The organism is Bradyrhizobium genosp. P, assembly GCF_049949265.1.
Classification (GTDB): domain Bacteria; phylum Pseudomonadota; class Alphaproteobacteria; order Rhizobiales; family Xanthobacteraceae; genus Bradyrhizobium.
Map to the genome: position 1 here is coordinate 6530980 of NZ_CP188195.1, position 17799 is coordinate 6548778.

Consider the following 17799-nt stretch of genomic DNA (forward strand, 5'->3'; position numbering starts at 1 on the left):
ATTAGCCCGACCCCATCTGGCTGCGGATTTCCTGCGCGGTGCGCCGCAGCGGCAGCAGGTATTTCTTGCGCGCCCCGGCCTCCCTGACCGTGCCCGAGATCGTGTTGACGCTCAGCGCTGCGACGACGACACCGGCCGGATCACGCAACGGGACCGCGATGCCGCAGATCGCCGGATCAAGCTCGCCATCGACCCACGCGTAGCCCTCGCTCTCGACCTGTGCGAGCAGTTCGCCAAGCCGCTGCGGATCGGTGACGGTGCGCGGCGTCACCGGCTTGAACGCGCCGCCGGCGAGATAGGCGTCACGGCCGTCCGGCGGCAGCGCCGCGAGCATCACGCGCCCGAGTGATACCAGATGCGCCGGCAGGCGGCTGCCGACGCCGAGATTAGCCGAGAGTATCCGGCGCGCCGGCAGCCGCAGCGCGTACACGATCTCGTCCTCGTCGAGCACCGCCATCGCGCAGGACTCGCCGACTTCGTTGCGCAGGTTTTCCAGCGCACGCTGCGCATGCGCCCAGTACGGCAGCGCGTTCAGATAGGACAGGCCGAGCCCGAGCGCGCGGGGCCGCAGGCTGAAATAGCGCCCGTCGGAAGCGCAATATTTCAACGCCACCAGTGTCGCCAGGATGCGGCGCGCGGTGGCGCGACTGAGGCCTCCAATTTCTGCCGCTTCCGCCAGCGTGTGCCGCCCCGGCGGCTTGCCCAGCGCCTCGATGATCGAGAATCCGCGCGCGATCGCGCGGACAAAGCCGTCGCTCTCTTTGCTCATGACATGCTGCTCACGGCACGTTGCTTGCGACAGGTTGCCGACAACAGGGCTGCCTGATCACGACGCGGCTCTCCGCGCTTGTCAGGCGTCGCCGACCGCGCTAGCGTAGGTTCGTTAGGCGAATTAAATGTTCGCCTGGCGAACAGGTAGCAGGAGGATCCGCCATGGCGCAAGCCGAAAGTTCTGCAGCCGGCAATTTCGAGACCGACTTCTGGAAGGACGCGAATTTGCGCAAGCTCTGGGACGAGATCGTTCCCGGCGCGCCGCGCAAGACGCTGCCCTACCGGCTGACCCATGAGGCGATCACGCTGTATTGCCGCGCGGTCGGCGAGACCAATCCGCTCTATCTGGACGAGACGGCCGCGAAGGCCGGACCTCACGGCGGGCTGATCGCACCGCCCGCGATCCATATCCTTCTGATGTTCGCCTGCACGCCGGCCGACGACTGGATGCGCTCACCGGGCACCGTCAATGCCGGGCAATCCTGGAGCTACAACATCCCTGCCCGTCCCGGCGACACCATCAGTTTGCAGGCGCGTGCGCTCGACAAGTTCATCAAGCGCGAGCGCCTGTTCGTGGTGCACGACAACGTCTTCTTCAACCAGCATGGCGACGTGATCTGCTCGGGTCGCGGCCAGACCATCCGCCCGATGTAAGGAGGCCCGACATGACCACACTGACATTCGACCAGCTCGGGGCTGGCGACACCATCGACGGACCGTCATTCGCCGTCACGCGCGAATCGATCCGCCTGTTCTGCGATGCATCGCTCGACTACAACCCGCTGCACCTCGACGACGACTACATGAAGGGCGATTTCGGCAAGACCAATTTCGGCGGCATCATCATGCATGGCATGAACAATTTCGGCCTGATCACGCGCATGCTGACCGATTGGGCAACACCTGCGGGCGCGATCCATCGAAGGCTGGAGACGCGCTGGCTCAAGCCGGTGAAGCCCGGCGACACCATCCGCCCCACCGGCACCATCAAATCCAGGCAGGTCACCGCCAAATCGCGATGGGTCGTGGTCGACGTCGCCGTGCAGAACCAGCGTGGCGAGACGGTAGCGGCCGGCGAAGCCATGCTGGAGTTTCCGGTGCGTGCAGCAGCGAGCTAGTGTCGCTCGCTCCCGCAACGACGGATTCGAGTTGAGGCCGTGACTGTCACCTTTCGCAGGGACGACATCGAATTTATTGCGCGGCTCCGCGACCCACTCACCAAACCCGGCCATCCACGATCATCCAGCGCACGCCGGTATCCCCGCCCGGGCTTGTATCTGCCCGCTTCGTCCGACTAATACAGACCCAACAAGGACGACTGCCGGGAAACGACGACATGCCGCGAAGGCTCGAGGGTGATTTCGACTACATTATCGTCGGCGCAGGCACCGCCGGCTGCATCATGGCCAACCGCCTGTCGGCCGATCCGAAGAAGCGCGTGCTGCTGCTCGAAGCCGGCGGCAACGACAACTGGATCTGGTTTCACATCCCGGTCGGCTATCTCTTCGCGATCGGCAATCCGCGCTCCGACTGGATGTTCAAGACCGAGGCCGAGCCCGGCCTGAACGGCCGCGCGCTGGCCTATCCGCGCGGCAAGGTGATCGGCGGTTCGTCGGCGATCAACGCCATGATCTCGATGCGCGGCCAGGCCGCCGACTACGATCACTGGCGGCAACTCGGCCTGACGGGCTGGAGCTACAGCGACGTGCTGCCGGCGTTCAAACGGCTGGAGGATCACTTCCTCGGCGAGAGCGAGCATCACGGCGCCGGTGGCGGCTGGCGCATCGAGGCGCCGCGGCTATCGTGGACGATCCTCGACGCGGTCGGCGATGCCGCGGAGGAGATGGGCATCAAGCGCATCCCGGACTTCAACACCGGCGACAATGAAGGCACCAGCTACTTCCACGTCAACCAGAAGCGCGGCCGGCGCTGGTCGTCGGCGCGCGGCTTCCTCAAGCCGGTGTTGAACCGCGCCAACCTGAGGCTCGAGACCAACGTACTGGTCGACCGCCTGATCATCGAGAGCGGCCGCGCCATGGGCGTGCTGTTCCGGCAAGGCAGCGAGCTGGTGGAGGCGCGGGCCAAAGGTGAAGTGATCCTATGCGCCGGTTCGATCGGATCGACCCAGGTGCTGCATCGCTCCGGTATCGGGCCGTCCGAATGGCTGTCGCCGCTCGGCATCGACATCGTGCTCGACCGCCAGGGCATCGGCCATAATCTGCAGGACCATCTGCAGCAGCGCGCGATCTACAAGGTCTCAGGCGTGCGCACGCTGAACGAGACCTATTACAATCTGATCCGCCGCGGCCTGATGGGCCTCGACTATGCGTTTCGCCGCCGCGGTCCGCTGACCATGGCGCCGTCGCAGCTCGGCATCTTCACGCGCTCCGATTCCACGCGCTCGCGCGCCAACATCCAGTTCCACGTGCAGCCGCTGTCGCTCGACAAGTTCGGCGATCCCTTGCATCGCTTCCCCGCGATCACGGTGAGCGCCTGCAATCTGCAGCCGACCTCGCGCGGCACGGTGCGTATCCGCTCAGTCGAGCTCGACGACAAGCCGTCGATCGCGCCGAATTATCTCGCCACCGACGACGACCGCCAGGTCGCCGCCGACGCGATCCGCACCACGCGGCGGCTGATGAAGCAGAAGGCGCTGGAGCCATATCAGCCTACGGAATTCCTGCCCGGCCCCAGCGTCGGCGACGACGACGCCGCACTGGCGAAGGCCGCCGGTGACATCGGCACCACGATCTTCCATCCGGTCGGCACCGCGAAGATGGGTTTGGCGAGCGATCCGATGGCCGTCGTCGACGAGCGACTGCGCTTCTACGGCCTCGACGGACTGCGGATCGCCGACGCTTCCGTGATGCCGACCATCACCTCGGGCAACACCAACACGCCCACCGCGATGATCGCCGAAAAAGGCGCGGCAATGATTTTGCAGGACGCGCGGTAGTCCGGCGATGACGCATCCCCAACGCATGATCGTTGGCGATCCCGACATACCCATCGCCCTGGCGCGATGGGGCGAGCCGGCCTCCGGCAAACCGGCAGCGTTGCTGCTGCATGGCAGCGGCGCTGGCCGCCGACTACACGGTCTATGCGCTGGACCGGCGCGGCCACGGCCTGAGTCACAAGCCGGCCGCCGACCGCTATCACTTCCGACATCAGAACAATCATGGCCGGTCTACAAGGAGATGTCCGGGCGTGCCGCAGCGCTGATCCCGCATGCGAGCCGGTGGACATTCGACGGCGTCGGACACTGCGTCGCGCAGGAGGCGCCGGCCATGCTGCTCGACGCACTCAGGGCGTTCGCCGGGCAGCTCGACTAACGCAACGATCCGGCGACGTCGTCGTTGTAACGATGTTATTTTCCAGCCCGGCGGCCGCCTTGTTGCTCGGGACTCGATGACAATGGTGAGCGCGGATGCCCTCTTCGACGATGTCTGCCGTGAACGATTCGACTGGATTCACCGGCGAGCCGCACAGTCGGTTTGAGCAGGCGCCGAGCGCGACCAGCATCCTGCTCGCGCTCGGCATCGTCTATGGCGACCTCGGCACCAGTCCGCTCTACACGCTGCAGACCATCGTTCACATCATGGGCGGCAGCTTCACCCGGGAAGCCGCGCTCGGCTCGCTCTCGCTGATCGTCTGGTCCCTGATCATCACGATCTCGATCAAATACTGCCTGTTCGTCATGCGCGCCGACAATCACGGCGAGGGCGGCATTCTCGCACTGATGGCGTTGACCGGCGCACGGTGGTCCGGTCACGGACGCTGGCTGGTTGCCCTCGGACTGTTTGGCGCCGCGCTGATCTACGGCGACGGCATCATCACGCCGGCCATCTCGGTGCTCAGCGCAGTCGAAGGCCTTAATGTCGCAACTGACGCCTTCAAACCCTATACGATGCCGATCGCCGTCGTCATCCTGATCGCGTTATTCGTGCTTCAGCATCGAGGGACGGCGACGGTCGGCAGGGCGTTTGGTCCCGTGATGCTGCTTTGGTTCCTGACCATGGCGGTGCTCGGCATCACCTCGGTCGTGCAGCATCCCGATGTCCTCGTCGCCCTCAATCCGCTGCACGGCTTCCGGCTGCTGACCACGCACGGTCTCCTGGGCTTCACCCTGCTCGGAGGCGTTTTCCTGGCGTTGACCGGCGGCGAGGCGCTCTACGCCGACATGGGCCATGTCGGTCGCAGGCCAATTCGACTGGCGTGGTACGGCCTCGTGCTGCCCGCGCTCGTGCTGAACTATGCGGGGCAGATCGGCAATTTCATCGAATCCCCCGATCCCGGCGCAAATCCGTTCTTCAAGCTCGCCCCCGCCTGGGGCATCTACCCGCTGGTGACGCTTGCGACCTTGGCCACCGTCATCGCAAGCCAGGCGATCATCACGGGCTCGTTCTCGATGACCCGGCAAGCCATGCAGCTTGGATGGTTTCCGGGCGTGCGGATCAACCAGACATCGGCCGAGGAATACGGCCAGATCTACGTGCCCTTCGTGAACTGGACGATGATGTGCCTGACGGTCGCGCTGACGATCGGCTTCGGCAGCTCGGACCGCCTCGCGGGCGCCTACGGCGCCGCGGTGTCCACGACCATGGTCCTGACCACCGCATTGCTCTATCAGGTGATGCGGCGGAGATGGCACTGGAGCACGGCGCGCGCGGCCGCGATCGCGGGACCCCTGCTCGCGGTCGATCTAGCCTTCTTCCTCGCCAATCTCTTCAAGATCGCGGACGGCGGCTGGATTCCCCTGCTGTTCGGCGCGCTGGTGTTTGCCATCATGATGACCTGGCATTTCGGCGTCGATGCGCTGCATCGGCGAACCATGGCGCAGTCACAGCACGCCGACGCTTTTTTTGCCGATCTTCGCGACCAGCACATCGTGCGCGTTCCGGGAACGGCGATATTCCTCACCCGGCTCAGCCACAGGATCCCGCCGATCATCGTCAACTACGTCAAGCAAGGGCATTCACTTCACGAGACTGCCATCGCGCTGACGGCGAGCTTTGAAAGCGTCCCCCGGATCCGCTCGTCCGACCGCATTCACTGCGAACAGCTTTGCGAGGGTGTCTGGCACATCAGCGTACATTTCGGCTTCGTCGAGATACCGGACCTGCCCGCCGTACTCACGAATGTGAAGAAGATCGGGGTGCCGATCCGGGACAAAGCGACCTACTACGTCGAACGTCACGATCCCGTCAGCCGCCGGCGCCGAAATCCATTGGCCCGGTTCCAGATTGCGCTATTCGCGTTCATGGCGAGGAATTCCGCGCACGCCGTCGATCGCTTCAGGATTCCGTCCGGTTCACTGATCGAGATCGGCAGCCGGATGGAGATCTAGAAACAACTCTATCCATGGCACGGCGAGATCGTCGCACGCTGACATCACGGCCGAACCGACCTCGCGACGCGTTCGGCTGCACCGTTGTCACGCAAGAAAATGCCGTCCCCTTGCGGGGACGGCAGCACGCTACTCACGCAGTACTGGAACTTGTCAGTTGTGACCGTGGTGCTCGGCGTGGTGCCGGCTGGCCTCGGTGTGGTGATGCTCGGCGTGGCTGGCGTGGCCGTAGGCGGTGTGGGCGTGGTGCGCCGCCTTGTCGTGGTCGCCGGCTTCGTGATGCTTGGCAGCTTCGCGGTGGTGCTTTGCAGCATGCTCGTGATGTTCGGCCGCCTTGTTGTGATGCTCAACGCCTGCGTGGTCGCTCATGTTGCTCTCCCGGTGTGGCGGATAAAGTCCGCCATTCTTACGCAGCAGCGCTGACACTATGCTGACGGTTGCAAGACACCTTTGTTGCGGCTGTTCATCTATGTTGGGGCCCCGTCACCGGTAGCCGCTCAGGACCGGGCGCTTCCCCGCACCACACAATCGCGCCCTCACAAGATTGTCATCGCCGCTCCCCGCCCGGCACCGGCCATCGGGAATAAACCCCCGCCCCCGCCAATCACGTTCCCGGAAGCCCAATCCATGGGACCACGGGAGACTTTGCCATGAGCGGACACGATCACGACCATCACGATGAGGACAAAGGCGTCAGCCGGCGCAAGGTGCTGGAATGCATGACCTGGGCCGGCACCGGCGTGCTGTGGACAATCACCGGCGGCGTGCCGCATTCGCTCGGCATCGTCGGCTCGGCCGCGGCCGCCGAGCCGGCCGGCATGACCTTCATGCAGATCAGCGACAGCCATGTCGGCTTCGACAAGCCGGCCAATCCGAACGCCACCGGCACGCTGGAAGAGGCCATCAACAAGGTCCGCGCGATGCAGGTCAAGCCGTCCTTCATGATCCACACCGGCGACGTCACGCATCTGTCGAAAGCGTCCGAATTCGACGATGCGGAGCGCATCATCTCGCAGGCCAAGCTCGACGTGCATTACGTGCCCGGCGAGCACGATTTCATCGACGAGGAGGTCAAGCTCTACAAGGAGCGCTACGGCCGCGGCACCAAGGGCGCCGGCTACTATTCCTTCGATGCCGGCGGCGTGCACTTCATCGGCCTCGTCAACGTCGTCGACCTCAAGGGCGGCGGCCTCGGCAATCTCGGCAATGAGCAGCTCGAATGGCTCGAGGACGACCTCAAGGGCCGCTCGAAGTCGACGCCGATCGTGCTGTTCGCCCACATCCCGCTGTGGACGGTGTATCCGCAATGGGGCTGGGGCACCGAGGACGGCGCCCGCGCGCTGGAATACGTGAAGGGCTTCGGCTCGGTCACCGTGCTCAACGGCCACATCCACCAGGTGATGCAGAAGGTCGAGGGCAACGTCACCTTCCACACCGCGCGCTCGACCGCCTTCCCGCAGCCGGCACCCGGTGCCGCGCCCTCGCCCGGTCCGATGAAGGTCGAGGATGCCAAGCTGCGCAGCATGCTGGGCGTCGCCAGCATCAACTTCAAGCAGGGCACCGAACGGCTCGCGATCATCGACACGCCGCTGCAGGGCTAACAGAGAAGGACGACTGAGCCATGAGTTCGATCAATCGCCGCGACTTCGGCATCGCCGTGGTCGCGACCATGCTCCTGCCTGTCTCGATGGCCCGCGCCGAGGACGTCGCGGCAAAAGCCGAAGGCGTCGCCGTGCATATCGACAACTTCGTGTTCGAGCCGGCCCAGCTCAACCTGAAAGTCGGCACCACCGTGACCTGGACCAACCGCGACGACATCCCGCATACCGTGGTGTGTCCGGGCAAATTTCGGTCGAAGGCGATGGACACCGACGGCACCTTCTCGTTCACCTTCACGGACGCAGGCGAATACAAGTATTTCTGTTCGCTGCATCCGCACATGACAGGTAGTGTCAAGGTTGGGTAACGTGTCGAGCCATATCATCACAACCATGCCCGGCCGGTGGGCTTCTGCCCCCGGCCGGGCACGAGCCGTCTCAGGACATGCCGGGCAGGACACGATGGTTGTCAACGCGTCGCAAGACGATCCCGAAAAAGCGCGGCGCTTTCGCGAGGCGGCGCTGCCTTATCTCGACGATGCCTATACGCTGGCGCGCTATCTGCTGCGCGACGCCACCGACGCCGAGGATGCGGTGCAGGAGTGTTATCTGCGCGCCTACAAGCATTTCGACAGCTATCGCGGACCCGCGATGAAGCCGTGGCTGTTCGCGATCCTGCGCAATGTCTGTCGCGCCGAATATGCGCGGCGCAAGACCGCGCCTACCGCCGTCGAAGAGGTGCCGGAGAGCGCCGAGCAGGCGCCGATGTGGCACGAAACCCCTGACAATCCGGAACGGCAGATGCTGCGGCGCTTCGACGGCGACATCGTGCGCAAGCTGATCGCAGCACTCGCCGAACCGTTCCGCGAGACCTTCGTGCTCAGGGAAATCCAGAATCTTTCATACCGCGAGATCGCCGATGTCGCCGCCGTGCCCGTGGGCACCGTGATGTCCCGCCTCGCGCGCGCCCGCGCCATGCTGCGATCGGCCTGGCTTGCGGAACAGGAGCAAGTGAAATGACATGCGAGGAAGCCGAAGTGCTGCTTCACGCGCTGCTCGACGGCGAACTCGACGCCGGCCATGCGCGCGAGGTGGAAGCCCATATCGAGGGGTGCCCACGTTGTGCTGCGCTGATGAAAGAATATCAGGAGATGCACGAGGCGATGGCCGAGAGCGAGGTAAGCTACAAGGCGCCGCTCGAGCTGCGCCGTCGCATCGAAAAGGCGTTGCCGCAACCGCAGCCCGCCCCGAGCCGGCGCTCGGTGCTGCGCGGCTTCGCGATGGGCTCCGCGGTGTCGGCGCTGGCCGCAACCGGCCTCGTCGCGATCGTGCTGCGCAATGATGACGAGCGGCGCATCGAGGCCGAGGTGGTGTCGGCGCATCTGCGCTCGCTGCAGGCGGGCCACCTCACCGACGTGATCTCGACCGACCAGCACACCGTAAAGCCGTGGTTCAACGGCAAGCTCGACGTCTCGCCGCCGGTGATCGATCTCACCACGCAGGGTTTTGCGCTGATCGGCGGCCGGCTCGACTACGTCGACGCCCGCGAGATCGGCGCCGTGGTCTACAAGCGGCGCCAGCACGTCATCAATTTGTTCGTGGCGCAGACCGCGAACACCGAACGCCGGCCTGCGACGATGACGACGCTGCAAGGCTTCAACATCCGCCACTGGAGCGACCGGGGCCTGAACTACTGGGCCGTCAGCGACATCGGCGCCGACGAGCTCACGGAGTTCGGCGACAAGTTCGAAGCAGCGATGCAGGCGAACAAGGAGGGGTGAAACTTCGTAGCCCGGATGGAGCGAAGCGCAATCCGGGAACGGTCTTGCAAGTGTCGAGAACCCCGGATTTCGCTCCGCTCCATCCGGGCTACGAAGTTGGGGACTATGCCGACTTCCTGACCGCGTTGTCGACCAGCGTCTTGCCGAGCGACCAGATCGCGCCGGGGACCTTGTGGCTGCCGGCGATCACCTCGTCGAACGCCTTCTCGATCCAGGTGCAGTCGTCCTCGGTGATGACCAGTGGCGGCAGCAGCTTGATGGTGTGGCTGCCGTGGCCGGCGACTTGCGTGAGGATCTTGTGATCCTTGAACAGCGGCACGGTGATGAGCTGGCAGAACAGACCCTTGTTGGCGGTCTCCAGCAAATTCCATGACGCCTTCAGCCGCAGCGATTTCGGCGGCCCGAATTCGACGCCGATCATCAGGCCCTTGCCGCGGACTTCCTTCAACAGCTCGTAGCCCGGCACCATGCGCGTCAGCGCAAGACGAAGTTCTGCGCCGCGCTTGGCGGCCTGCTCGACCAACTTCTCGGCCTTGATGACGTCGAGGGTCGCGATGCCGGCAGCCATCGCCAGATCGTTCTTCGCAAATGTCGAGCCATGCACGACCGCACGGTCCATCTGGTTGAAGATCTTGTCGAAGATGTTCTTGCGCGTCAGCAGCGCACCGATCGGCACATGTCCGCCGGACAGCGCCTTCGCCAGCAGCACCATGTCGGGCTCGATGCCCCAGTGCTCGACCGCTAGGAATTTTCCGGTACGGCCGATGCCGGTCTGGATCTCGTCGGCGATGAACAGCGTGCCGTATTTGCGGCACAGCGCCAGCGCGCCGGGCAGGAACTCGTCGGTGGGCATGTTGACGCCCTTGCCCTGGATCGGCTCGACGATGAACGCGCCGACCTGTCGCGACGACAAAGCTTTTTCGAGCGCTTCAAGATCGTTGAACGGTATCGCCGTGCAACCCGGCAACAGCGGCTCAAAGCCGCCGCGGAAATTCGTGTCGTCGGTCAGCGAAAGCGCGCCATAGGACAGGCCGTGGAATGAATGCGTGCAGTAGACGATGCCGGGGCGGCCGGTCGCGCCGCGCGCAAACTTGATCGCCGCCTCGACGGTTTCAGCGCCGGAGTTGGCAAAGAAGACCTTGTCCAGATATGGAACATGTTCCAGCAGACGTTCCGCGAGCACGCCGGCGAGCGTGGAGACATCCAGTTGCACAAGATTGGGCAGGTCGGCGTCGAGCACGCTCTTCAGCGCCGTGCGGAGCGCCGGATGATTCCGGCCAATCGCAAAAACGCCAAATCCGCTCAATAGATCAAGGTAGCGAGCCTCATGACGATCGAAGAGGTACTGACCTTGCCCCTTGCGGAAGCCGACATCGTAGCCGATGGTCTTGAGAACGCGGACAAGCTGTTCGTTGAGGTGACGCGTGTGCATGGCACCGCGCTGCCCCTCCCGCTCCACAAAAATCTCGGAAACGTCTAAATTTGAACTTAGCATTCGCTACATACGTCGGTTGATGGCCATCTCGTCAACTTAAAACGCTCGAACAGCGGCGTTTTGACCCCTGCTCGGATCATCAAGTTAAGCATAGGTTTGGACCATGTTGCACTGCCCAAGAGCTTTCGTACGTACAATAGCCTATTCAGGTTTATTTTTGGCCACCGTATTGTCACCGGCATTGGCTGCGGACCCCACAGGCGACTGGAGGGACGAGGACGGCTTCGCCAACATCCGTGTCGCCCAGTGCAATGGCAACATGTGGGGTGCGGTCGTCTGGGAAAAAACCCCCGGTGGCAAAGATAAGAACAATCCCGATACGGCCAAGCAGGCCCGGCCGACGCTGGGCATGCCGATCCTGATCGACATGAAGAAGAAGCCCGGCGTCGATGCGTGGGAAGGCCAAGTCTACAATGCCAAAGACGGCCAGCTCTACAGCGCGACCATCAAACCTGTCGGCACCGACCAGCTCGAGGTCCAGGGCTGCGTGCTCGGCTTCCTCTGCGGAGGCCAGACCTGGACCCGCGTCGGCCCGCCAGTTCCGTTGAGCGCCGCCGGCAGTCCGAAGGGTGCGGCTCCCAAATCGGCGGCAACGCCGCAGGCCCCGAAAACCACCGGCGCGGTGGCGCATGCTTCCAAGCCCGGTCAGAAGCACGCCGCCAACGAGCCAGCTGAGGTCGGCGATATCTGTCTGCTTCCCGACATCGGGCGGCCGGCGAATTAGAGCGGACCGCGGCTCGGTAGCGCCTGCTGCCAAGCCGGATCAGCAGAGACCATCAACCCGTCAGGTGACGTCGTCGCCTGTCTCTGCGTCCTTGACCTCGCGCGGCTTGCCCATCAGCGCGGGCTGGAACAGCAACACCGCCGCGAGCGTCGTGACGAGCGACAGCGCAAGCAGCTTTCCCATGCTCGCGGTGCCCGGATGACTTGACAGCCACAGGCTGCCAAACGCGGTAGCTGTCGTCAGCGCGCTGAAGAAGATCGCGCGCGTCAGGCTCGACTGCAGCAGATTCGTCCTGCCCTGCCGCCATGCGGTGACATAATAGATTTTGAAGGCGACGCCGACGCCGAGCAGCAGCGGCAAGGCGACGATGTTGGCGAAATTGAGCGGCAGGCCGATCAGCACGCAGATTTCCAGCGTCACGATGCCCGCGACCAGCAGCGGCACCAGTGTCAGCAACACGTCGGTCACGCGCCGCAGCACCACCCATAGCAGCACGCTGATCCCGACCAGCGCCAAGATGCCGGCGTGGATGAACGCCTCCACGACGACATCGCCGGATTTCAGGATCGAGACCGGACCGCCGATCGCGGTCGGCTCGGCGGCTAGCACGGCATCGGCGAAGCGGCGCAGATTGTCGTTGTCGTTCGGATCACCCTTCGGCTCCACCTCGACCCGCATCAAGCCGTCCTTTGCCTTCCAGCTCGCGACGAACCTGGGTGGCAGCGTCTGCAGCGTGATGGTCTGGGCCTGCAGCGCGCTCTTGAGCTGATCGAACACGATCTTCATCGGCGCGACGAAGACGTCCTGCGCCTTGTCGCGGGTCGCCTGGTTCGAATCGGCGAGTTTCTGCAAGGCGTCGGCCAGCCGGCGCGCCGCAACGGCACCCGGCCCCTGGTTGTTATCAGCGGTCTTGCGCAGGTTGTCGACCGAGCTCTTCAGCGACTCGACGTTCTCCTGATCGGAGGGCGCGGCATCGACCGAGTCAGGGCTGAGCGCGGGATCGAGCGTCCTGGCCGCCTGCGCGATCAGCTTCAGCTTGGCCGGCTGGTCGTCCGGCACGAAGCTGTCGAGCGACATCACGCGCGACACTTCCGGCAATTTCTCGAGTTTCGCCTCGATCTTCTTGGCGTCCGCTTCCGAATTGGTCAGCACGTTGATGGCGTTGGCCCCGGTGTTCGGATCCTTCCTCAGATCGAGGAAGGTCGCGATCGACTCCACCTTGGCACTGCGCAGATTGATCGGGTTGAAGTCGAACTTCATGTAGTGCAGCAGCGGCAGGCCCGCGACCGCGACCAGCAAGGTGCCGACGATGATCGCGATGCGGTGCTTTTCGAGGAAGTGATCGACGGGTGCGAGGAAGGCGTAGCCGACCGCTTCCTTCTCGCCGGGCGGATTGAGCAGATCGAGCAGCGCGGGCAGCACCGTGATGCTGGTGATGAACGCGATCAGCATGCCGGCGCCGGCGATCTTGCCGAGTTCGGAGATGCCCCTGTAATCGGTCGGCAGGAAGCAGAGGAAGCCGACCGCGGTGGCCATCGCCGCGAGCGACAACGGCACCGCCGAACGTCGCGCCGCGTTCTCGAGCGCCAGCGTCAGATTATCGTTCTTGAACCGCTCGGAGCGGTAGCGAACGCTGAACTGGATGCCGAAGTCGACGCCAAGGCCGATGAACAGCACCGCAAAGGCGATCGAGAGCAGGTTCAGCGATCCGACCATCATCAGGCCGACCGCCGTGGTGATGGCAAGGCCAATGAACAGGTTCACGAACACCGCAAAGATGATCTTGGCGGAATGCAACGCCAGCCAGAGGATGACCAGCACGATCACCACGGTGCCGATGCCGTTGGTGAGCGCGCCGTCGGCCACGGTGGCGTATTCCTCGTTGGCAATCGGAATTGGCCCGGTCAGACGGACGCGGGCGTGGTACTCGGTCGGGAATTTCAGATCGACCGCGGCCTGCCGGATCGCGTCGGTTGCGGACTTGCCCGGCTCCAGCGCCGAATAGTCGATGTTCGGCTTGAACTCGATGAAGGCGCGCTTGTCGGAATCGGTCAGCGGCGTGTCGCTGGTGAGCTCGCGCCAGGAGAAGATGGCATTGCCCTTGGTCAGGACGTCCTCGACCGTTTGAGCGATCAGGTTGAAGGGCCGCGCAGCGTTGTCGAGCTTGACTTCGCCCCGCTTGACGCCGGCAAGGCCGGTTTCGAGCGCGCCGGTGAGACCGCGAATCGACGGATCGCCCGCCATGATCTCGATCAGGGGCGCGGCGGATGCGAGTTGGCCCGTGACCTTGCCGACCTCATCGGTCGGGAGGAACAGCAGGCCGTTCTTCTCGAAAAACTCGCCGAAGCCGAGCGGCGTCACCGCCTCGAAGTTCGTCTTGTCGCCTGACAGCTTCCCGACCAGCGCATTCGCCGCCGAACTGGTCAGTTCGGGTGTCGGTGCGTCGACAACGGCGAGAATCAGCCGGTCGCGGTCAAAGGCCGTATCGAACTGGTTGTCGCGCTTGCGCCAGTCGAGATCGGGCGAGATCAGCTTGTTGATGTCGGTGTTGATGGAGAAGTTGCGGGCTGTATAAAAACCGGCCCCGACCGCAAGGACCAGAGCAAGAAGAACGACAGGAAGGGCAAAGCGCGTACATGTCCTAACAACGGAGACGACAATATTTGTCAGCACTTCGTATCCTTCTAATCTCTGGGAAGCATGGCCGAAAACGTCCGCTGTCTAGCGGAGTTCCAAGGGCCGATCTAATGTTGTTTTGGTAACTTCCCTCGACGAGATGGCGAGGCACCAAACAGCAGGAAACGGCCCGTCAGTCGCCGGTATAAACCGCCTCGGTGGGCGATAAAGTGACGAACAAGTGAGAAGACAGATGGCCGCAGGGCGCCGTCATACTTACCATAATACCTCAAACGACCCTTCCCGGCGGTTGCGCCTCTTTTCGAGGCGCTTACTTTTTGAGACAAAACCCTGTATTTCCACGCGCTTGGCACGCGGGACCGGATACCGGAACTGTCATGGCGCGGATATTGCTGCACTCCTGCGGATGTGCGGCCAGGTGGAGCGCGGCGCCAATCGGCCGCAGGGGACTAATTAGACTGGTGCAATTTGCGTAACGGGCGACCTATGGAAGTTTTTCTTGCTCAGCCGCGCGGCTTTTGCGCGGGCGTCGTGCGTGCCATCGAGATCGTCGAGCGTGCGCTCGAGAAATACGGGCCGCCGGTCTATGTCCGCCACGAGATCGTTCACAACAAATACGTGGTCGAAAGCCTTAAAAAGAAGGGTGCGATCTTCGTCGAGAACCTCTCCGAAGTGCCGCCCAGGGCCGTCACCGTCTTCAGCGCCCATGGTGTAGCCAGGAGCGTCGAGGAAGAGGCGGCCGCCCGCGACCTGCCGGTGCTCAACGCCACCTGCCCGCTGGTTACCAAGGTCCACAACCAGGGCAAACGCTATATCGCGAAGGGTCGCGCCCTGATCCTGATCGGGCACGCGGGCCACCCCGAGGTCGAGGGAACCATGGGGCAGGTTCCCGGGCCGGTCCTGCTGGTCCAGAGCGTGGGGGACGTGGCGGAACTCACCCTGCCGACTGACACCCCGGTGGCCTATATCACCCAGACAACGTTGTCCGTGGATGACACCAAGGACATAATCGTCGCCCTTGAGGCCAGATTTACAGATATTCAAGGCCCAGACATCCGGGATATCTGCTATGCGACACAGAACCGCCAATCTGCGGTAAGGGACCTGAGTAAGGTGGTGGACGTCATATTGGTGGTGGGGGCCGCCAACAGTTCCAACTCAAACAGGCTTCGCGAAATCGGCACCGAGGTGGGGGTCGCGAGTTATCTCATTGCCGATGGCAGCGCGCTCAACCCTGATTGGCTGAAGGATGCGAAGGCCGTCGGCATTACGGCGGGAGCCTCGGCGCCCGAAGTTCTGGTCGACGATGTGATCGAGGCTTTGCGGCGCATCGGACCGGTTTCGGTCTCGGTGCTTCCGGGACGGGAAGAGAAAATCGAATTCCGGCTGCCAACCGAACTGACTGCGGGTTGACCCGAACTCACTGTACCTTAAGTCCAGAAAGAAAACGTCTAATGGCAATACCGTTCTTCAAGGAAATGCGGATCGGCGGTTATCTGATCAAGCAGAAACTGCTTGGCCGCAAACGTTATCCGCTCGTGCTGATGCTTGAACCGCTGTTCCGTTGCAACCTGGCCTGTGTCGGTTGCGGCAAGATCGACTATCCGGATGCGATCCTCAATCGCCGCATGACCGCGCAGGAATGCTGGGACGCGGCCGATGAATGCGGCGCGCCGATGGTGGCGATCCCCGGCGGCGAACCGCTGATCCACAAGGAGATCGGCGAAATCGTGCGCGGCCTCGTGGCCCGCAAGAAGTTTGTCTCGCTCTGCACCAACGCGCTGCTGCTCGAGAAGAAGCTCGATCTGTTCGAGCCGTCGCCCTATTTGTTCTTCTCGGTGCATCTCGACGGCCTGAAGGAGCACCACGACAAGGCGGTGTCGCAGAAGGGCGTGTTCGACCGCGCCGTCTCCGCGATCAAGGCGGCGAAGGCCCGCGGCTTCACGGTCAACGTCAACGCCACGATCTTCGACGGCCACCCGGCCGAGGAAATCGCCAAATTCCTCGACTTCACCACCGAGCTCGGCGTCGGCGTGTCGATGTCGCCGGGTTACGCCTATGAGCGCGCGCCGGACCAGGAGCACTTCCTCAACCGCACCAAGACCAAGAAGCTGTTCCGCGACGTCTTCGCGCTCGGCAAGGGCAAGAAGTGGAACTTCATGCATTCCGGCCTGTTCCTCGACTTTCTCGCCGGCAACCAGGAATACGAGTGCACGCCGTGGGGCATGCCGGCCCGCAACATCTTCGGCTGGCAGAAGCCCTGCTACCTGCTCGGTGAAGGCTATACCAAGACCTTCAAGGAACTGATGGACACCACCGACTGGGACACCTACGGCACCGGCAAGTACGAGAAGTGCGCGGACTGCATGGCGCACTGCGGCTACGAGCCCACCGCGGCCAACGCCGCCCTCACCAATCCGCTGAAGGCGATGTGGGTGGCGCTGCGTGGCGTCAAGACGACGGGACCGATGGCGCCCGAGATTGATCTCACCAAGCAGCGTCCGGCGCAGTACATCTTCTCGGAGCAGGTCCAGAAGAAGCTCTCGGATATCCGCCGCGACGAAGCGCTCGCCGCCCAGCAAAAGGCCGCGGCTGCCCAGCAGAAGGCCTCGACGGCCGCGTAAGCTGCGCTGTCAGCTGCCAGAGACCAAAAAGGCCCGGTCGCGATGCGACCGGGCCTTTTGCTTTCAGCTTGTGCGGTGAGCTTTGTCGAGCAGCCGAAGGATGGGATCAGGGACCGATCAGCCCTCGACCGGAACCAGAACGTCGTTTCCGAGCAGGAAGCCGCGGCAACTGCGCAGCGAGCGCAGTGCGCGGTTGAAGTCGATCCCCGTCGACACCAGCGCCCGCACCGTTCGCGGATTGCGCACGATGCCGCGCAGAACCTTGCGCAGGTCGATGTCGCCGTTCGGTTTCACCGCGGACTTGGCAAGCTCCGGCAGCGCCCGGTGCGCCGGGTCGCTGATCACGCGCAACGCCGCGAACGGAATGCCCGCATTGGCGGCATAGGCGGCCGCAATATGGCTTTCCATGTCGACGGCAGCCGCCCCCGTAATCGAGCGCAGGGCGGCCTTGCAGGCCCTTGCCGCGACCACTTGCTCAACACCAACGAGCGCGCCGCGGATGATCCTGCGACGCTTCAGCGCGGCGCTCGCGATCATCTCCTCGTTCAGCGCGGACGCGGCCAGAAACCGCGCGTCGCCGGCCGTCACCTCGGTCGCGACCACGACGTCGCCCGATTTGAGCGTCGGATCGAGCCCGCCGGCCACGCCGAACGAAATCACACCGCGGAATGTCGTCGGATCTAGCGTTGCCAGCAGCGCGCGCAGCTGCTGCGGATCGCTGGAACTGCAGATCACGATCATGCCGGGGCCGGCCGCAATGCGGGCCTCCTGCACCAATCCCGTCACGATCAACACCGGCCGAGGGTCAATCACATTGCCCAT

17 protein-coding genes are annotated in these 17799 nt (G+C 63.7%); 13 read left to right on the forward strand and 4 right to left on the reverse strand.

All coding sequences use genetic code 11. From position 1 onward, the window contains the following. Window position 1: 1 nt before the first annotated feature. Entirely contained in the window at window positions 2–769 is a 768-nt protein-coding gene (locus tag ACP2YO_RS31430; protein ID WP_426435020.1) for an IclR family transcriptional regulator domain-containing protein, read from the reverse strand. 164 nt (window positions 770–933) lie between these two features. On the opposite strand from ACP2YO_RS31430, the gene ACP2YO_RS31435 reads away from it, so the two are divergent. The 10 genes from ACP2YO_RS31435 (at window position 934) to ACP2YO_RS31480 (ending at window position 9497) form a co-directional block, all read left to right on the forward strand. Continuing rightward, the gene (locus tag ACP2YO_RS31435; RefSeq protein ID WP_426435021.1) at window positions 934–1425 is read left to right on the forward strand and encodes a MaoC family dehydratase; all 492 of its coding nucleotides are present in this window, start codon (window positions 934–936) and stop codon (window positions 1423–1425) included. A gap of 11 nt (window positions 1426–1436) precedes the next feature. Further along, on the forward strand, window positions 1437–1889 hold the full coding sequence (locus ACP2YO_RS31440; RefSeq protein WP_426435022.1) for a MaoC family dehydratase: 453 nt from the start codon (window positions 1437–1439) through the stop codon (window positions 1887–1889). Window positions 1890–2107: 218 nt separating this feature from the next. Then, entirely contained in the window at window positions 2108–3727 is a 1620-nt protein-coding gene (locus ACP2YO_RS31445; RefSeq protein ID WP_426435023.1) for a GMC family oxidoreductase, read from the forward strand. 7 nt (window positions 3728–3734) lie between these two features. Then, window positions 3735–4103, forward strand: coding sequence for an alpha/beta fold hydrolase (locus ACP2YO_RS31450; protein ID WP_426435024.1), 369 nt, complete (start codon window positions 3735–3737; stop codon window positions 4101–4103). Window positions 4104–4222: 119 nt separating this feature from the next. Further along, window positions 4223–6118 carry a potassium transporter Kup gene (locus tag ACP2YO_RS31455; protein WP_426435025.1) on the forward strand — a complete coding sequence of 632 codons (1896 nt, stop codon included), beginning with the start codon at window positions 4223–4225 and terminating at the stop codon, window positions 6116–6118. Between the two features lie 150 nt (window positions 6119–6268). Continuing rightward, entirely contained in the window at window positions 6269–6541 is a 273-nt protein-coding gene (locus tag ACP2YO_RS31460) for a hypothetical protein (RefSeq protein ID WP_426435026.1), read from the forward strand. A 227-nt stretch (window positions 6542–6768) separates the two neighbouring features. Continuing rightward, on the forward strand, window positions 6769–7719 hold the full coding sequence (locus ACP2YO_RS31465) for a metallophosphoesterase family protein (RefSeq protein WP_426435027.1): 951 nt from the start codon (window positions 6769–6771) through the stop codon (window positions 7717–7719). A gap of 20 nt (window positions 7720–7739) precedes the next feature. Then, window positions 7740–8084, forward strand: coding sequence for a cupredoxin domain-containing protein (locus tag ACP2YO_RS31470; protein ID WP_426435028.1), 345 nt, complete (start codon window positions 7740–7742; stop codon window positions 8082–8084). A gap of 94 nt (window positions 8085–8178) precedes the next feature. Next, window positions 8179–8736 (forward strand): sigma-70 family RNA polymerase sigma factor, encoded by a 558-nt coding sequence (locus tag ACP2YO_RS31475; RefSeq protein ID WP_426435029.1) that lies wholly within the window; start codon window positions 8179–8181, stop codon window positions 8734–8736. Next, window positions 8733–9497, forward strand: coding sequence for an anti-sigma factor family protein (locus ACP2YO_RS31480; RefSeq protein WP_426435030.1), 765 nt, complete (start codon window positions 8733–8735; stop codon window positions 9495–9497). The genes ACP2YO_RS31475 and ACP2YO_RS31480 overlap by 4 nt, the downstream gene beginning before the upstream one ends. A gap of 103 nt (window positions 9498–9600) precedes the next feature. Here the strand turns inward: ACP2YO_RS31480 and hpnO are convergent, their stop codons facing one another. After that, window positions 9601–10992 carry an aminobacteriohopanetriol synthase HpnO gene (hpnO, locus tag ACP2YO_RS31485; RefSeq protein ID WP_426435031.1) on the reverse strand — a complete coding sequence of 464 codons (1392 nt, stop codon included), beginning with the start codon at window positions 10990–10992 and terminating at the stop codon, window positions 9601–9603. 103 nt (window positions 10993–11095) lie between these two features. Here hpnO and ACP2YO_RS31490 point away from each other — a divergent pair, with 103 nt between their 5' ends. Further along, a complete protein-coding gene (locus ACP2YO_RS31490; protein WP_426435032.1) occupies window positions 11096–11716 on the forward strand; it encodes a DUF2147 domain-containing protein in 621 nt (206 codons plus the stop codon). Between the two features lie 60 nt (window positions 11717–11776). Here the strand turns inward: ACP2YO_RS31490 and ACP2YO_RS31495 are convergent, their stop codons facing one another. Continuing rightward, window positions 11777–14389 carry an MMPL family transporter gene (locus ACP2YO_RS31495; RefSeq protein WP_426435033.1) on the reverse strand — a complete coding sequence of 871 codons (2613 nt, stop codon included), beginning with the start codon at window positions 14387–14389 and terminating at the stop codon, window positions 11777–11779. A 450-nt stretch (window positions 14390–14839) separates the two neighbouring features. Between ACP2YO_RS31495 and ispH the strand changes: the two genes are divergently transcribed. Further along, entirely contained in the window at window positions 14840–15766 is a 927-nt protein-coding gene (gene ispH / locus ACP2YO_RS31500) for a 4-hydroxy-3-methylbut-2-enyl diphosphate reductase (RefSeq protein WP_426435034.1), read from the forward strand. A gap of 41 nt (window positions 15767–15807) precedes the next feature. Next, complete coding sequence (gene hpnH, locus ACP2YO_RS31505) at window positions 15808–16977, forward strand: adenosyl-hopene transferase HpnH (protein WP_426435035.1); 1170 nt, start codon at window positions 15808–15810, stop codon at window positions 16975–16977. 117 nt (window positions 16978–17094) lie between these two features. Here hpnH and ACP2YO_RS31510 read toward each other — a convergent pair whose 3' ends face one another. Next, window positions 17095–17799, reverse strand: coding sequence for a phosphorylase (locus ACP2YO_RS31510; RefSeq protein WP_426435036.1), 705 nt, complete (start codon window positions 17797–17799; stop codon window positions 17095–17097).

What these genes read in the sequence shown, in the direction of transcription:
- ACP2YO_RS31430 (WP_426435020.1), bottom strand. Translation starts at nt 769, where the DNA reads ATGAGCAAAGAGAGCGACGGCTTTGTCCGCGCGATCGCGCGCGGATTC.
- ACP2YO_RS31435 (WP_426435021.1), top strand. Translation starts at nt 934, where the DNA reads ATGGCGCAAGCCGAAAGTTCTGCAGCCGGCAATTTCGAGACCGACTTC.
- ACP2YO_RS31440 (WP_426435022.1), top strand. Translation starts at nt 1,437, where the DNA reads ATGACCACACTGACATTCGACCAGCTCGGGGCTGGCGACACCATCGAC.
- ACP2YO_RS31445 (WP_426435023.1), top strand. Translation starts at nt 2,108, where the DNA reads ATGCCGCGAAGGCTCGAGGGTGATTTCGACTACATTATCGTCGGCGCA.
- ACP2YO_RS31450 (WP_426435024.1), top strand. Translation starts at nt 3,735, where the DNA reads ATGACGCATCCCCAACGCATGATCGTTGGCGATCCCGACATACCCATC.
- ACP2YO_RS31465 (WP_426435027.1), top strand. Translation starts at nt 6,769, where the DNA reads ATGAGCGGACACGATCACGACCATCACGATGAGGACAAAGGCGTCAGC.
- ACP2YO_RS31470 (WP_426435028.1), top strand. Translation starts at nt 7,740, where the DNA reads ATGAGTTCGATCAATCGCCGCGACTTCGGCATCGCCGTGGTCGCGACC.
- ACP2YO_RS31475 (WP_426435029.1), top strand. Translation starts at nt 8,179, where the DNA reads ATGGTTGTCAACGCGTCGCAAGACGATCCCGAAAAAGCGCGGCGCTTT.
- ACP2YO_RS31480 (WP_426435030.1), top strand. Translation starts at nt 8,733, where the DNA reads ATGACATGCGAGGAAGCCGAAGTGCTGCTTCACGCGCTGCTCGACGGC.
- hpnO (WP_426435031.1), bottom strand. Translation starts at nt 10,992, where the DNA reads ATGCTAAGTTCAAATTTAGACGTTTCCGAGATTTTTGTGGAGCGGGAG.
- ACP2YO_RS31490 (WP_426435032.1), top strand. Translation starts at nt 11,096, where the DNA reads ATGTTGCACTGCCCAAGAGCTTTCGTACGTACAATAGCCTATTCAGGT.
- ispH (WP_426435034.1), top strand. Translation starts at nt 14,840, where the DNA reads ATGGAAGTTTTTCTTGCTCAGCCGCGCGGCTTTTGCGCGGGCGTCGTG.
- hpnH (WP_426435035.1), top strand. Translation starts at nt 15,808, where the DNA reads ATGGCAATACCGTTCTTCAAGGAAATGCGGATCGGCGGTTATCTGATC.
- ACP2YO_RS31510 (WP_426435036.1), bottom strand. Translation starts at nt 17,799, where the DNA reads ATGGGCAATGTGATTGACCCTCGGCCGGTGTTGATCGTGACGGGATTG.